The sequence below is a fragment of the Pseudolactococcus reticulitermitis genome, from assembly GCF_002260845.1.
GTDB lineage: Bacteria > Bacillota > Bacilli > Lactobacillales > Streptococcaceae > Pseudolactococcus > Pseudolactococcus reticulitermitis.
This window is the reverse complement of sequence record NZ_BEDT01000003.1, coordinates 72400-87912: the sequence shown is the minus strand read 5'-3', so window position 1 is coordinate 87912 and position 15513 is coordinate 72400. Positions and strand designations below refer to the sequence as shown.

11 protein-coding genes are annotated in these 15513 nt (G+C 45.0%); 9 read left to right on the top strand and 2 right to left on the bottom strand.

All coding sequences use genetic code 11. The features are described 5' to 3' along the window. The first annotated feature begins 11 nt into the window (after window positions 1-11). From RsY01_RS06505 to thrS, 5 genes are all read left to right on the top strand, one after another. Entirely contained in the window at window positions 12-1256 is a 1245-nt protein-coding gene (locus RsY01_RS06505; protein WP_094784753.1) for a quaternary amine ABC transporter ATP-binding protein, read from the top strand. Next, complete coding sequence (locus tag RsY01_RS06500) at window positions 1249-2961, top strand: ABC transporter permease/substrate binding protein (protein ID WP_094784752.1); 1713 nt, start codon at window positions 1249-1251, stop codon at window positions 2959-2961. The genes RsY01_RS06505 and RsY01_RS06500 overlap by 8 nt, the downstream gene beginning before the upstream one ends. Window positions 2962-3186: 225 nt before the next feature. After that, window positions 3187-3846, top strand: a complete 660-nt coding sequence (locus RsY01_RS06495; RefSeq protein WP_094784751.1) for a metal-dependent transcriptional regulator — start codon at window positions 3187-3189, stop codon at window positions 3844-3846. An 18-nt stretch (window positions 3847-3864) separates the two neighbouring features. Continuing rightward, window positions 3865-5205 carry an Nramp family divalent metal transporter gene (locus RsY01_RS06490; RefSeq protein WP_094784750.1) on the top strand — a complete coding sequence of 447 codons (1341 nt, stop codon included), beginning with the start codon at window positions 3865-3867 and terminating at the stop codon, window positions 5203-5205. A 471-nt stretch (window positions 5206-5676) separates the two neighbouring features. Next, complete coding sequence (thrS, locus tag RsY01_RS06485) at window positions 5677-7629, top strand: threonine--tRNA ligase (protein ID WP_094784749.1); 1953 nt, start codon at window positions 5677-5679, stop codon at window positions 7627-7629. Between the two features lie 51 nt (window positions 7630-7680). Here thrS and RsY01_RS06480 read toward each other — a convergent pair whose 3' ends face one another. Together RsY01_RS06480 and RsY01_RS06475 are read right to left on the bottom strand one after the other, a co-directional pair. Then, window positions 7681-8646: a N(5)-(carboxyethyl)ornithine synthase gene (locus RsY01_RS06480; protein ID WP_094784748.1), complete on the bottom strand. Its 966-nt coding sequence runs from the start codon at window positions 8644-8646 to the stop codon at window positions 7681-7683. Between the two features lie 625 nt (window positions 8647-9271). Beyond that, a complete protein-coding gene (locus RsY01_RS06475) occupies window positions 9272-9919 on the bottom strand; it encodes an MBL fold metallo-hydrolase (RefSeq protein WP_094784747.1) in 648 nt (215 codons plus the stop codon). Between the two features lie 111 nt (window positions 9920-10030). Here RsY01_RS06475 and RsY01_RS06470 point away from each other — a divergent pair, with 111 nt between their 5' ends. The 4 genes from RsY01_RS06470 to asnS all read left to right on the top strand — a co-directional run bounded on the left by RsY01_RS06470 (window position 10031) and on the right by asnS (window position 15508). Beyond that, a complete protein-coding gene (locus tag RsY01_RS06470; RefSeq protein WP_094784746.1) occupies window positions 10031-12376 on the top strand; it encodes a helicase C-terminal domain-containing protein in 2346 nt (781 codons plus the stop codon). 39 nt (window positions 12377-12415) lie between these two features. After that, complete coding sequence (locus RsY01_RS06465) at window positions 12416-12823, top strand: cell wall elongation regulator TseB-like domain-containing protein (protein ID WP_094784745.1); 408 nt, start codon at window positions 12416-12418, stop codon at window positions 12821-12823. 120 nt (window positions 12824-12943) lie between these two features. Further along, window positions 12944-14122: a pyridoxal phosphate-dependent aminotransferase gene (locus RsY01_RS06460; protein ID WP_094784744.1), complete on the top strand. Its 1179-nt coding sequence runs from the start codon at window positions 12944-12946 to the stop codon at window positions 14120-14122. 48 nt (window positions 14123-14170) lie between these two features. Further along, window positions 14171-15508: an asparagine--tRNA ligase gene (asnS, locus tag RsY01_RS06455; protein WP_094784743.1), complete on the top strand. Its 1338-nt coding sequence runs from the start codon at window positions 14171-14173 to the stop codon at window positions 15506-15508. Window positions 15509-15513 lie beyond the last annotated feature (5 nt).

The window sequence follows — 15513 nt, the reverse complement described above, 5'->3', positions numbered from 1 at the left end:
AGGGGGAATTTATGCCGAAAGTTGAAATTAAACAATTGACTAAAATATTCGGAAAGCGTCGGAAGGCGGCACTCGAATTGGTCAAACAAAACGTTAGCAAAGATGAGATTCTTAAAAAAACAGGCAGCACGGTCGGCGTCTATGACATTAATCTAGCCATCAATGAAGGGGAAATTTTCGTCATTATGGGGCTTTCAGGATCAGGTAAATCAACACTGGTCAGATTGCTCAATCGCCTGTCTGAGCCAACAGCCGGACAGCTGATGATTGACGGGCAAGACATTACTAAGCTGAATAAAAAAGAATTACTAGACATTCGACGTCGCAAGATGTCTATGGTCTTCCAAAATTTTGCTTTGTTGCCACATCGGACAATTCTCGAGAATACGGAGTTTGGTCTTGAAATTCAAGGTGTTCCCAAAGCAGAACGGCAAAAACGTGCCGAACATGCCCTTGATAATGCGAAGTTGCTAGCTTTCAAAGACCAGTATCCTGACCAGTTATCAGGTGGCATGCAACAGCGTGTCGGCTTGGCGCGTGCGCTGACCAATGACCCAGATATCCTACTCATGGACGAGGCTTTTTCAGCGCTCGATCCATTGGTTCGCCGAGAAATGCAGGATGAACTCCTTGATTTACAGGCAAACGTTCAAAAAACGATCATTTTCATTACCCATGATCTCGATGAAGCCTTGCGCCTTGGCGATCGCATCGCCATCATGAAAGACGGTAAACTCATGCAGGTCGGTACGGGCGAAGAAATCCTGACCAACCCTGAAAATGACTACGTCAAAACCTTTACCGAGGGCGTTGACCGCTCTAAAGTGTTGGTCGCAGAAAATATCATGATTCCGGCTTTGACGACCAATGTCATAGTAGATGGTCCAACGGTTGCGCTTCGCAGAATGCAAGAAAAGGAAGTCTCAGGTCTTGTTGCGGTGGGGAGACACCTGACTTTCCGAGGTTATCTGTCGGCAGATGCGGCAGTGCGTGCACGTAAGGCACAATTGCCTTTACGAGATGTCATCGTTGATATGCCAGTCATTACGCCAGATACGTTAATTTCAGACATTTTGCCAATTATCTACGACGCCACAACACCAGTTGCCGTTGTCGAAGACGGTCGTTTGCGCGGTGTCGTCATCAGAGGGCTAGTTCTCGAAGCCCTAGCAGATACAGATGAAGAAATTAAGTCCAGTGAAGCGGCACCACATGTGACCGAGCCAATCGAAAGGGAGGAAATGCAAGATGTCTAATTTACTCGTCAGCAAACTCCCTGTCGAAAAATGGGTGTCAGAGGGTGTAGACTGGCTGACCCAACACCTATCCGGTTTCTTTAATGTCATCCAAAGCGCTGGAGATGCGATGATGACAGGCATGACAAATGGTCTTCTAGCCATTCCGATGTTTCTGATGATTGCAGGTGTCTTTCTAATCGCCCTTGTCACGTCCCCTAGAAGATGGGGCTTTCCAATTTTTACTTTGGCGGGTTTGCTATTGATTGCTAATCAAGGACTCTGGCAAGATTTGATGTCTACCATGACTTTGGTGATCATGTCAGCCTTGATTTCCTTGGTTATCGGTGTACCGCTTGGTATTACCATGGCTAAGTCAGACCGAACACAAGCCCTTGTTCAGCCTATTTTGGACTTTATGCAAACCATGCCGGGCTTTGTTTACTTAATTCCGGCTGTTGCTTTCTTTGGTATTGGTGTTGTACCGGGTGTCTTTGCCTCTATCATTTTTGCCCTACCGCCAGTCGTTCGCATGACCAACCTTGGCATTCGTCAAGTGCCTGTTGAGCTGGTCGAAGCAGCGGATTCATTTGGCGCAACATCTTGGCAAAAATTGCTGAAACTTGAGTTACCAAATGCTAAAAATACCATTTTAGCAGGTGCCAACCAAACGATTATGCTGGCGCTGTCAATGGTAGTGACCGCCAGTATGATTGGTGCGCCGGGTCTCGGTCGGGGTGTCTTGACAGCTGTTCAGCACGCAGATATTGGTGCAGGTTTTGTCAATGGGCTTGCCTTAGTTATTTTAGCAATTATTATGGATCGTTTTACGCAAAAATTGAACACGAAACCCAGTCAAAAATTACCCCAAAGTCGTAAACGGCATTGGTTTGTCCTTGCAACGCTTTTGGTCATGGTGGGTGGCGGTATCGTCAATTCATTTGCGATGACTAGCCAAAGTCATGAAAAAATTAGTCTCGGTTATGTCGAGTGGGATTCAGAAGTTGCCAGTACAAATGTCATCGGGCAAGCGCTTAAAGCGCGTGGTTATGAGGTCAGCTTAACACCGCTTGATAATGCTGTCCTCTGGCAATCAGTCGCGAGTGGGCAAATTGATGTGTCATTGTCAGCTTGGTTGCCGAATACCCACAGGGCGCTTCTGAAGAAATATGAAAATGACTTAACGGTCGTTGGCACAAGCTTGTCAGATGTCAAAACAGGGCTTGTCGTACCAGATTATATGTCAGCTCAGTCCATTTCAGATTTGACAACTGAGGCAAACCAAGTCATCACAGGCATTGAACCGGGTGCTAGTATGATGATTGCGACGGAAAACACGATTAAAGCCTATCCTAATCTCGCAGGCTGGCAACTCCAGACTTCGTCAAGTGGGGCAATGGTATCAGCGCTCGAGAAAGCCTATAAAAATAAAGAAGAAATTGTGATGACAGGCTGGTCCCCCCACTGGATGTTTAGCAAATATCAATTGCATTATCTGGAAGATCCGAAAGCGACCATGGGTGGTAAGGAAGCCATCAAAACACTGGCACGTAAGGGGTTTAAATCTGATCATCCAGAAGTTTACAACATCTTAGCGAAATTTAAATGGGAAGCAGCCGACATGGAAAGTGTCATGCTAGATATTCAGTCAGGCATGAAACCGACCAAGGCAGCAGATAAATGGCTTAAAGCCAATGCTAAAACCGTGGATAGCTGGTTTGAGTAATCAAAAATACGAAGTCTGACAATGTGTCAGGCTTTTTTAGTATCTGCTAAACATTTTAGGCTAGAAAAGATTAGCTCAGGCTAAATATTTTGATGGCATGAACTGATTTTAAAGCCTGCCATATGTAAAATTACTGCTTATTTTCTGAAAATGTAGGTCATAAACCCTTGACAAATAGTTTAGGCTATGCTAAACTATCAACTAGAACGCATTAGAAAGTATAACATGGACGAATTCTCAAAAACAGAACAAGATTATCTAAAAGCGATTTATCAACTTGAAGAAAAGACGGATAAGATGGTTGGGATTACAGACATTGCTAACTATCTCAAGGTCTCAGCACCGAGTGCGACAGAGATGATTAAACGGCTGGCGAAAAAAGCCTTGGTCGAGCATAAAAAATATTACGGGGTACGCTTAAAACCAGAAGGCTACCGTGAAGCGAGATTTATTATCAAATCACATCGGGTTTGGGAGACTTTTTTAGTCGAACAGGCCGGTTATCAGATTGATGAGGTGCATGAAGAGGCTGAAAATTTGGAGCATTCTTCTTCTAAAAGATTAGTCGAACGCTTATATGCGCTCATGCAGTTTCCCAAAACTGATCCGCATGGTTCAGAAATTCCAGCTGAGCGCTTTTGGGAGGGGGAGATTATTACCCAGGATTTGACCGCTGCCCAAGTTGGTTATCGCTATGAAATTGTCTCGCTCACCCAAGAAGCCACCGATTTTTTGAGCAGTTTAAATCAGACACCACCCAAATTCATTACCCTAGTGAGTACTTTGTCTGATGGCTCAGTCATCGTCAAAACAGATGACGATGCTCGATTTGTCATCCCCCATTTTCAGAAAAAAGACTGGCAGTTAAAGTATTACAGCCATTAATATTAATAGGAGTTATTCATGAAAGAACATAAGAAATTCGTCGAGTATGCCAACGGTCCGAGCTTGGCAGAGATTAATGGGACGGTCGACATCCCTAAAAATAATAGTTTTTGGAAAAATATTTTAGCCTTTTCAGGGCCGGGTGCCTTGGTGGCTGTTGGCTATATGGATCCGGGGAACTGGATTACCTCGATTGGTGGCGGCGCGCAGTACGGCTACTTGCTTTTGTCAGTCATCTTGGTGTCGAGCCTGATTGCCATGCTTTTGCAGTATATGGCGTCGAAACTCGGTATCGTCACTGGGCTAGATTTGGCGCAAGCCACGCGCAAACACACGAGCAGAAAACTCGGTTTTGTCCTCTGGATTATCACGGAACTTGCCATCATGGCGACAGACATCGCCGAAGTCATCGGTGGCGCGATTGCCCTGAACTTATTATTTGGCCTCCCCATTGTCTGGGGCGTCATTCTCACGATATTTGACGTCCTGCTCTTGCTTTTCTTGATGAAACTCGGCTTCCGCAAGATTGAAGCCATTGTCATCACCTTGATTTTCGTGATTATGGCGGTTTTTGTTTATGAAGTTGCCATTTCGGATCCAGCTATCGCTGACATGGTCAAAGGCTTTATACCACAAAAGGAAATCTTTGATCGAGGTCAGTTGACTATGGCACTGGGGATTGTGGGGGCGACCGTGATGCCACATAATCTGTATTTACATTCGTCCATTGCTCAAACCCGCAAATATAACCGTAAAGATGAGGACGATGTGGCGCGTGCTGTGCGTTTCTCGACTTGGGACTCTAATATCCAATTAAGCGTTGCCTTTATCATTAATACGCTCTTGCTCGTTTTAGGGGCTGCCATGTTCTTCGGTCGTGGCGAAGGTCTGGGCACCTTTACCTCACTCTATAATGCCTTGCAAGATAACAAATTAGCCGGTGCTGTTGCAAGTCCCGTCCTGTCCACTTTATTTGCGGTTGCCCTCTTAGCATCTGGACAAAACTCAACGATTACAGGTACTTTATCAGGTCAAATCGTCATGGAAGGTTTCATTAATTTAAAATTGCCAACTTGGGCGCGTCGCTTGATTACCCGTGGTTTGTCAGTCATTCCGGTCTTGATTGCAGCGATTTATTATCATGGTCGTGAGGGTGGCTTAGATACCTTGATGATTCAGTCACAGGTTTTCTTATCTATTGCCCTACCTGTTTCAATGATTCCACTCGTTTACTATACCTCTAGTGAAAAAATCATGGGCAAACGCTTTAAAAATAATAAGCTCATTGCAGCTTTAGGCTGGCTTGCGGCGATTGTTTTGACGATTTTGAATGTTAAATTAATTATTGACACGTTTTAAAGTATCAGATTTGTTTTTGACAAAAAATCAATAAAGTTTTATAATAAGACAGTAAAGACACGTTAATATTGAATGATTTGAGAGACCTGAATGGGTATCAACTAGCGAGCAGTGGGTGGTGAAAGCACTGTGACATCACAATATTAATACTACTTTATCTGAACCTGATTTTGAAAAAAATCACGTGTTGCCACGTTACGGCTTGAGAGTTTTCATCTTTTTGAGGTGGGAAAAAAGTCAGGTGGTACCACGTGCAAGCGTCCTGTGTTCATAATTGAACGCAGGGCGTTTTTACATTTTTAATCAACTGAGTTTCGGCTCCTTGGTGTTAGGAAAATAAATGTAAAGTACGCAGACACTGTCGTGTCTTGACGTCTTTTTCCTAATTCACTCCTGCGATTACTTGTCGCGGGGAAAAATCCTACACACCAAATCAGTCGCCTCAACATCTTAATTAAGGAGAAGTAAATCATGATACACATCACATTCCCAGACGGTGCTGTCAAATCTTTTGATCGTGGCGTCACAACTTTTGAAATTGCTGAATCTATCAGCAAATCACTGGCTAAAAAGGCCTTGGCAGGTAAATTCAATGGCAAGTTGATTGATACGACGCGTGCCATCACAGAAGACGGCACGATTGAAATCGTGACACCTGATCACGAAGATGCTTTGCCCTTGCTCCGTCACTCAGCCGCTCACTTGTTTGCGCAAGCAGCGCGCCGTCTTTTCCCTGACATCAAATTAGGCGTTGGCCCGTCTATTCAAGATGGTTTCTACTACGATACGGACAATGCGGCGGGTCAAATCTCGAACGAAGACCTGCCAGGCATTGAAGCAGAAATGATGAAAATCGTCAAAGAAAATCTGCCGTCTGTTCGCCGTGAAGTGACCAAAGCTGAAGCACAAGAAATTTTTGCCGCTGACCCGTATAAACTGGAGTTAATCGAAGAGCATAATGAAGATGAAGGCGGCTTGACCATTTACAGTCAAGGCGACTATACTGACCTTTGCCGTGGACCACATATCCCGTCTACTGGTCGCATCCAAATTTTCCATCTTATGAACGTGGCGGGCGCCTATTGGCGTGGGAACAGCGACAATGCCATGATGCAGCGCGTCTATGGCACAGCTTGGTTCGATAAAAAAGACCTCAAAGCCTATCTGAAAATGCGTGAGGAGGCTAAGGAACGTGACCATCGCAAGCTCGGTAAGGAACTAGACTTGTTCATGGTCAACCCAGAAGTCGGTTCGGGTCTGCCTTTCTGGTTGCCAAATGGCGCGACAATTCGTCGGACGATTGAACGCTATATCGTTGATAAGGAAATCGCGCGTGGCTACCAACACGTTTATACACCGATTATGGCCAGCGTTGACTTCTATAAAACGTCTGGTCACTGGGATCACTATCACGAAGATATGTTCCCGCCAATGGACATGGGTGACGGTGAGCAATTAGTCTTGCGTCCCATGAACTGTCCACATCATATCGAAGTCTATAAAAATGACGTCCATTCTTATCGTGAGTTGCCAATTCGGATTGCCGAGCTTGGCATGATGCACCGCTATGAAAAATCAGGCGCCCTTTCTGGTTTGCAACGTGTGCGTGAAATGACCCTCAATGACGGTCACGTTTTCGTTCGTCCAGACCAAATCAAGGATGAGTTCAAACGCACCTTGCAACTGATGACAGATGTCTACGAAGATTTCAATGTCACAGACTATCGTTTCCGTCTGTCTTATCGTGACCCAGCAGATACTGAGAAATATTTCGACAATGACGACATGTGGGAAAATGCCCAAACCATGTTGAAAGCTGCCATGGATGAGCTGGAGTTGGACTACTTTGAAGCAGAAGGCGAAGCAGCCTTCTACGGACCAAAACTCGATGTGCAAGTTAAAACAGCACTTGGTAATGAAGAAACCTTGTCTACGATTCAACTGGACTTCTTGCTCCCTGAGCGGTTTGAGTTAGAGTATATCGGTGCAGATGGCGAAGGACATCGGCCGGTCATGGTTCACCGTGGTATTGTCTCAACCATGGAGCGGTTCGTCGCCTACCTGACAGAAGTTTATAAAGGTGCTTTCCCAACATGGCTCGCGCCAACGCAAGTGACTGTGATTCCTGTGTCGAATGACGCACACGTTGATTACGCTTGGGAAGTGGCTGACATCTTGAAAAATGTCGGTATCCGGGTCAATGTTGACGAGCGCAATGAAAAAATGCAGTATAAAATTCGTCAGTCGCAAACCAATAAAATCCCTTACCAAATCATCGTTGGGGATAAAGAACAGGCGGATAAATCGGTCAATGTTCGCCGCTATGGTAGCAAGGCAACAGCTGAGTTTAGCTTGACTGACTTTGTCGCAGCGATTACAGCTGATGTCGCCAATTACTCGAAAGTGGTTGTGTCAAACGACTAAACGCAAAAAGCAGAAAATGATGTTAAATCATTCTCTGCTTTTTTGATGCACTCACTGCGCTTGAAAAGCTAAAATATCTAGATCTAAAATTTGTCCCTCATTGATAATCGTCGCTCGTGTTAAGACCTCATTGTCAGTACCTGAAATCAAGTCATCTAAAAATGGCAAGAGCGCCTGAGAAATACTTTTCGATGCTGTCTGATAGAGCATGCTGGGCGTATGGTCGACGACATAATGCGTGACCTGACTGATTTTATAGGTCGGGGCAGTCATGGTCGTGATATGTGAACTTTCAATCCCCCCACCAGCATCAGCAGAAATATCAATAATCAGACTACCGGGCCGTAGCAAGGCTAAGTCATCTGTCCTAATCAGATGATCCTCACGCTTGACATCCCAGAGCGCTGCGTTGACAACGACGTCGAAGTTCCCGAGGGTCTGTCTGAGTAAGCTTTCCTGATTGCGCCGAAAGACGGTCACATCGGCGCCCAGCCCCTGCAAAACACGGGTGGCACCAAAGGCCACGCTCCCTCGACCAATCAGGGCGACTTTGGTATCATAGGGCATCTGACCGGTCAAAAGAAAGGCGTGGAGAATGGCAGCCTCACCAGCCAGTTCGTTATTGCGCCAAAAGGTATGCTGATGGTTGTCACACATGTCTTCCCAAGCGATGACGCGCACACCTGTGGCGAGTAGGGCGTTTGTAATGTCCAGACTTTGCTTGGCATGAATCCAGCCAAAGACAGTCTGATGCGGTAGGAGCTGACTTAAAATGTCGGATTCGCCAATCTTGGGCTCGCAAACGATGTCCTGTTTAAGCGCAATCTGACGCGAGACGATATGCGCGCCTAAGTCGGCATAATCGGCATCAGTAATCCCAAAATCATCACCATAACCGCTTTCCAGATAAATGGCATTAGGATGCGTGATTTGTGCCAGTTCTTGGGGCAAGAGGGCGATGCGGTACTCGTCTGCCTTGTGACTTTTAAAAAAGCCGATAGTTTGTTTTGTGACCATGTGTCTCCATTCGGAAAACGCCTCCTGATGGTTTCTAGTGAGGACGCTATATGCTCAGTATAACATGAAAAGGGTTTTGTTATCGGATGATGGCAGATATTGATGAAAAAAAAGTCAGCAAAGTTAAAAACGAGAGGTTTGAATTGCAGGTTATGAATTAATCTCTCTCGGCGATAAAATCACGGTCATGATTACAGAACAAGCCCAAACTTTCAGCTTTGTCTATAAACCGGCTAATGCTACTCAAACAGGTCAACAGTTCCTAGAACAGGTGGTAGGCAAGATGTGTTCCATCTTATGCTTGGTTTCATCTTAGTTGCCTTGGTGTGTCTCCTCTCTTGGTTCAAACTTGGTAATAAATTTGGGTAGGGCGATTGCACGATCAGTAAAAAGTTTTTACACGAGCAGTAAAAAATAATTACAGGAGCAGTAGTAAAAAATTGCACTAGCAGTAGCAAAAATTTGTATTAGTAGTAGTAAAAAATTGCACTAGCAGTAGCAAAAATTTGTATTAGCAGTAGTAAAAAATTGTATTAGCAGTAGCAAAAATTTGTATTAGCATCAGCAAAAAATACAAGTCACACCAGATATGAACGCTGTGACTTGTATTTTACTTTACTATTGATTAAGCTATAAAAAACGGATTATGCAATTTCTCAGCACCAATTCTCGTTTGCGGACCATGCCCAGGAAAGACACGATAGTCATCTGGTAGGGTGAAAAGTTGGGTCTGAATAGACTGTTTGAGGGTGTCTATATCGCCTGTATTTAAGTCAGTTCTGCCAATGGTACCTGAGAAAAGGGCATCGCCTGTGAAAACGATGGCTTCTTTTTCAAAAACGAAAGAAACGCCACCTTGGGAATGACCCGGTGTGGCAAGGACAGTGAAGTCAAAGCCACCGATGTGATAGGCTGTGCCTTCTGAAAAAGTGTGTTCTGCAGCATTGACCACGACATTGGGTAAATCATGCTCGTGGTGCGGTAGGCCTGAGAGATTCAGGGTTGGCGTGTAGAGCCAGTCTGCCTCAAGTGCGCTGACATAGACTGGCGCGCCAGTCGCCTCGCGGACGGCGTCAACGCTCATGATGTGGTCGTAGTGGGTGTGGGTCAAAAGAATGGCAGCGACAGGTTTGTCAAGGTCGTGAATGGTGCTGAGGATTGTCTCCGTGTCGTTGCCCGGGTCGATGACGAGGGTTGCCATGTCGTTGGTGAGAAAGTAGGTGTTTTCGTAGGCGATGGGATTGGTAATCATTTTGATTTGTGTCGTTTGCATCAGAACTCCTTTTGCCATTTTCAAATCTGGCTTGCTTCCCTCATTATATCAAAAAACATTATATGTTATAATGGATTTAACTTATCTTTTACATTATAGAAAACGAAAACTATGACCAAATACGCAGTAGTGGATTTAGAGGCGACGAGCGCTAGCCACACGAGTAAAATTATCCAGATTGGTATTGCCGTGGTCGACAAGGGCAAAATCATACAGACCTATCAGACCGACGTCAATCCTCACGAGGCGCTGGACTACCACATTACCATCCTCACAGGCATCACGACAGCTCAAGCCAAGGCCGCGCCTGATTTTTCTGATGTCCTGCCTGAAGTTGCCGCCATTCTGCGTGACTGCGTTTTCGTCGCGCATAATGTCAAATTCGACTACCATCTCCTCGCCCGTACCTTTGCGCAACATGGTGTCAGCCTTGATATGCCGAGAGTCGACACGGTCGAACTGGCAAGGGTTTTCTTCCCAACTCTGGAGAAGTATGGGCTAGAGACTCTCTCGCGTGTCCTGAACTTGCAGCATGATAAACCACATGAAGCCCTGTCAGATGCCTATGCGACAGCCAAACTTTTGCTTAAATTACAGGAAAAAATGCGCCATCTACCCAAAAATGTCCTGACTGAAATCGCACAACATGCTGATAATCTCATCTATGAAACCAAATTAGTCATTACAGAACAGCTGCCAGAGGCCAAACGCAAGCACGCCGATATGCTCAAGGTCAATCATATCTCGACTTTGAAACCATATTTTTCGGAAAACAAAAATTTAGTCAAAAAGAATTTTCGACAAAATTTGAAATTGCTGCATTTAGCTGAACGCCCCCAACAAAAAGCCTTTGCGGAAGTGGTCAAGGCCCGTTTAGCAGATGATGCAGCGGCTTTCATTGAGGCACCGACTGGCATTGGTAAGACCTATGCTTATTTATTGACGTTGTTAGGTCAAGGGAAAAAGCTGATTTTGTCAGTGCCAACGAAGATTTTACAAGACCAACTCATGCAGGATTTAGCCCCTATTTTCAAGGCGAAATTTGGCGTTAATTTTGCTAAAGTGCTTGGCACAGCCAACTATATCTCGCTTGAAAAATTCAGCAAACTGCTTTATCGCGCAGATGATGGCAAAAACTTTGAGATTTTCAAGATGAAAGTACTGGTCTGGCTGACGGAGACGAAAACGGGAGAACTCGATGAGTTAAGCCTAACCATGACTAGCCATGCCTATCTGGATAGCATCCGCCATACGGGGACAGTGAGTCCAGGCCAGCTCTACTTTGAGCAAGATTTTTGGCAACTCACACAGAAAAAAGCTGAGCATGCTCAGGTCATCGTCATGAACCATGCTTATTTAGCGGAACGGATTGCTGATCAAACGGTCATGTTTGAAGATAAGGTTTTAGTTGTGGACGAGTCGCAGCAGCTCTTTTCTATTTTGGAAAGCGCCCAGCAAAAATCAGTTAAACTTCTAGACGAGCTGGTCAAGGTTAATCGCCATACTTCTCAGCTCCACAAACGACTACTAGAGAGCCTGACCCACCACTTATCCCGACGTCAGCTCAATGTTGATAAAATCCGTCTGGATGCACAGGAATTAGGCTTGACAGCCATCACAGATGTGTTAGCGAATCCGGAAGATTTTGTCTGGATTCAAAATCACGTCCTCAAATCTAGTCCGACAGACTTTCTGAATTTTGCGGCGATGATTCCCCAACCGACCAAGACTTATTTAATCGGTGCGACCTTGTCTATGTCTGAGAAAAAAGCTGTCTTTCCCGAGCTTTTAGGCTTTACGAATTACACTTTTGACACTATCCCTCAGGAGAAAAACGACAATCAGCAGGTTTTTCTCGCGACGGACAGCGTCGATGTCACGACGCTTGCGCCTGACATCTACGCTGAATTTATCGCAGAGCAGGTGCAGTGCTTTGCCAAGCTCGGCAAGCCCATGGTGGTTTTATTTACCAGCAACGACAGCCTAGCGCTGACCGCACAGGCGTTAGAAACAGCGGGAGTAGACTTTCTCCAAGCTGATGTGACAGGAGATGCTAGTCGGGTTAAGAAAAAATTTGATGAGCGTGGGCATGCCATTCTTTTAGGCAGTAAAAAATTCTGGGAAGGCGTCGATTTTGAGCGCCAAGACGAGCTGATTTTGCTGGTGACGAGACTGCCCTTTACCGTACCGGATGACATCTTAATCCGGAAATATGCCAAGCGATTTAAAAATCCTTTCTATGATTTTTCAGTCCCCTTGGCAACCTTGCAGCTCAAACAAGCGATTGGGCGTGTCAATCGTCGAAAAGACCAGAAATCAGTCGTCATCATCCTCGACAAACGTTTGGCAGGCAAAACCTACGCCAAAAAAATGGTCAAGAACTTGCGACAAGCCAGTCGTGTGGACTTTGCAAAAATTGAGGATATTTTACAGGAAACCAAAGAGTTTTTGAGATAATTTTTGATAGAACGAAAGGCAGTTATGAGAAAAAAACGAATGACAAAAATCAGCCAAATTTGGATTGGGGTGCTCTTGATTATTTTGGCGTTTCTGATTGGCACCATCTTCTTTTATATGCAAGCTATGAGCCCTTACTCTCGTGCTAAGTCTGATGCCATTAGCCTTGTCAAGGCAAAGACAGACGTCAAAAAAGTGACGAATTTCGACATCACAACGACGACAGACACGACCTACAGTGTCATCGGTCAGGATAGTAAGGGGCAGGCGCTAGGTGTTTTGATCCCTGCTCAGGGTGGTGAGATTAAAGTCGTTAAGTTAGCTGATAATAAAAGTGACTTGACTGAAAAAACAGCAACCTTAACCCTTTATGACGATCAAGTCGCTTGGCAGACCAAAGATATGGTGTTGTATGCCTTTGAGACTGGGGAGAAATTGAAAGGCTAATATTAAAAGAATAGCGTTATATTTTAGAATATGTCGAGCTAAGGCAGATTTTTCAACGCATTTTTGGTATAATCGTAGGTAATCGGAAATTTTTGTCAATCAGTTGAGAGAAGGTGCCTTATGAAATTATCAAGTCTAGTCAATAATTTAGAAGAATCCGTGACACTAGCAGCGTCTGCGCGTGCCAAGGAATTGAAAGCCCAGGGGCGTGATATTCTCATGCTAACCATTGGGGAGCCTGATTTTACAACGCCTGACAATATCGCAGCAGCAGCCAAGGCTGCGATTGATTCAGGTAAGGCGAGTTTTTATACGCAGGCAGGTGGTTTGCCGGAACTCAAAGATGCTGTCGGGACCTATTTTGAAACCTTCTATGGCTATGGCGTTGCGCGAAACGAAGTTGTTGTGACAACTGGCGCGAAATTTGCCCTCTACGCTTTCTTTGCCAGTGTCTTAGATGCTGGTGATGAGGTTATCATTCCAACGCCCTACTGGGTCAGCTATGCCGATCAGATTAAAATGGTCGGTGGTGTCCCTGTCTTTGCCGTTGGGACACAGAAAACAGACTTTAAAGTCACGGTTGCCCAACTTGAAGCCCTCAAAACCCCTCAAACGCGCGTTTTAATCCTCAATTCGCCGTCAAATCCGACAGGGATGATTTATACAGCAGACGAATTGCGCGCCATTGGGAACTGGGCGGTTGATAATGAGGTCATTATTTTAGCTGATGATATTTACGGCAGACTGGTCTATAATGGGCATGCTTTTACACCGATTTCTAGTCTTTCTGATGCCATTAAAAAGCAGACTTTGATTATCAACGGCGTTTCAAAAACGTATGCTATGACAGGTTGGCGGATTGGTTTTGCCGTCGGCAATCCTGAGATTATCAGTGCCATGAGTAAAATCGTCAGCCAGACGACATCTAATCCGTCGGCAGTTGCTCAGTACGCAGCGATTGAAGCCTTAACTGGAGACCAAACCGCCATTGAAACCATGCGGGCAGAATTTGAACACCGTTTAAACACGATTTATCCGTTAGTCAACGACATCCCAGGCTTTGAAGCCATCAAGCCACAAGGGGCATTCTACCTCTTTCCAAGGGTAGCCAAAGCCATGGCGATCAAAGGCTTCACAGATGTCACAGCATTTTGTGATGATATTTTGGAAAAAACAGGCGTTGCCCTTGTAACCGGTGCAGGTTTTGGTGCAAGTGACAATCTTAGAATGAGTTATGCGACAGATATGGCGACTTTGCTTGATGCTGTCAATCGCCTTAAAAAATATATGGCAGACTAGCCATTCAGCTGTTAAAATAAATTGAGTAGATAGGTAAATAAGAGAAAAATGAGTAACTTTGTATCCATCATTGATGTTAAAAATTATGTCGGTCAAGAAATTACACTCGGCGCTTGGGTCGCGAATAAATCAGGTAAGGGTAAGATTGCTTTCTTACAATTACGTGATGGCACGGCTTATTTTCAAGCAGTTGCTTTCAAACCAAATTTCATCGAAAAATTTGGTGAAGCAGAAGGGCTTGCTAAGTTTGATAGCATCAAACATTTAGCCCAAGAAACGTCTGTGAAAATTACAGGGACTGTTAAGGCTGACGACCGTAGCAAATTTGGCTATGAACTTGATGTGACTGATATTGAAGTCATTGGCGAGTCAGTAGATTACCCCATTACACCGAAAGAGCACGGGACAGACTTCCTGATGGATAATCGTCATTTGTGGTTGCGTAGCCGGAAACAACACGCGATTATGCTGGTTCGAAATGAAATCATTCGGGCGACTTATGAGTTTTTCAATGCGCGTGGCTTTATCAAAATCGACAGCCCGATTTTGACAGGGTCAGCACCAGAAGGCACAACGGAATTGTTTGAGACAGACTACTTTGGTCAGCCTGCTTTCTTGTCACAGACAGGTCAGCTCTATGCGGAAGCGGGTGCCATGGCTTTTGGCAAAGTTTTTACCTTTGGGCCAACTTTCCGGGCTGAAAAATCTAAAACACGTCGCCACTTGACAGAGTTCTGGATGATTGAGCCTGAGATGGCTTTCACGACCCACGAAGCATCCCTTGACGTCCAAGAAGCCTATGTCAAACACATCATCAAGGCTGTCATCGACAATCAAAGCTATGCCTTAAATGAACTTGACCGTGATGTGACAGTGCTTGAAAAATACATTGAAACACCATTTAAAAAGATTACTTACGATGATGCGGTTGCCTTGTTACAAGAACATCAGGCTGACAACGACTATGAAGCAATCGAATGGGGAGATGACTTCGGCTCGCCACATGAAACATGGATTTCAAACTATTTTGGTGTGCCGACATTCATCCTCAACTATCCAAAAGCGATTAAAGCTTTCTACATGAAACCACATCCAACGCGTGATGACGTGGTCATTTGTGCGGATTTATTGGCGCCAGAAGGTTATGGTGAAATCATTGGCGGTAGTGAGCGTGCGACAGACTATGAGTACCTCAAAGCTAAATTAGTTGAATTTGGTCTCTCAGAAGAAGAATACGCTTGGTATCTCGACCTCCGCAAATACGGCAGTGTGCCACACTCAGGATTCGGACTCGGCTTAGAACGTGCCGTGACTTGGATCACAGGCAATGAACATATCCGCGAAGCGATTCCGTTCCCACGTCTCCTCCACCGTTTGAAACCATAAGGGAA

Excerpts from the sequence above, each read along its gene's own strand:
- RsY01_RS06505 (WP_094784753.1), top strand. The coding sequence starts at position 12 with ATGCCGAAAGTTGAAATTAAACAATTGACTAAAATATTCGGAAAGCGT.
- RsY01_RS06490 (WP_094784750.1), top strand. The coding sequence starts at position 3,865 with ATGAAAGAACATAAGAAATTCGTCGAGTATGCCAACGGTCCGAGCTTG.
- RsY01_RS06460 (WP_094784744.1), top strand. The coding sequence starts at position 12,944 with ATGAAATTATCAAGTCTAGTCAATAATTTAGAAGAATCCGTGACACTA.
- RsY01_RS06480 (WP_094784748.1), bottom strand. The coding sequence starts at position 8,646 with ATGGTCACAAAACAAACTATCGGCTTTTTTAAAAGTCACAAGGCAGAC.
- thrS (WP_094784749.1), top strand. The coding sequence starts at position 5,677 with ATGATACACATCACATTCCCAGACGGTGCTGTCAAATCTTTTGATCGT.
- RsY01_RS06465 (WP_094784745.1), top strand. The coding sequence starts at position 12,416 with ATGACAAAAATCAGCCAAATTTGGATTGGGGTGCTCTTGATTATTTTG.
- RsY01_RS06500 (WP_094784752.1), top strand. The coding sequence starts at position 1,249 with ATGTCTAATTTACTCGTCAGCAAACTCCCTGTCGAAAAATGGGTGTCA.
- asnS (WP_094784743.1), top strand. The coding sequence starts at position 14,171 with ATGAGTAACTTTGTATCCATCATTGATGTTAAAAATTATGTCGGTCAA.
- RsY01_RS06470 (WP_094784746.1), top strand. The coding sequence starts at position 10,031 with ATGACCAAATACGCAGTAGTGGATTTAGAGGCGACGAGCGCTAGCCAC.
- RsY01_RS06475 (WP_094784747.1), bottom strand. The coding sequence starts at position 9,919 with ATGCAAACGACACAAATCAAAATGATTACCAATCCCATCGCCTACGAA.
- RsY01_RS06495 (WP_094784751.1), top strand. The coding sequence starts at position 3,187 with ATGGACGAATTCTCAAAAACAGAACAAGATTATCTAAAAGCGATTTAT.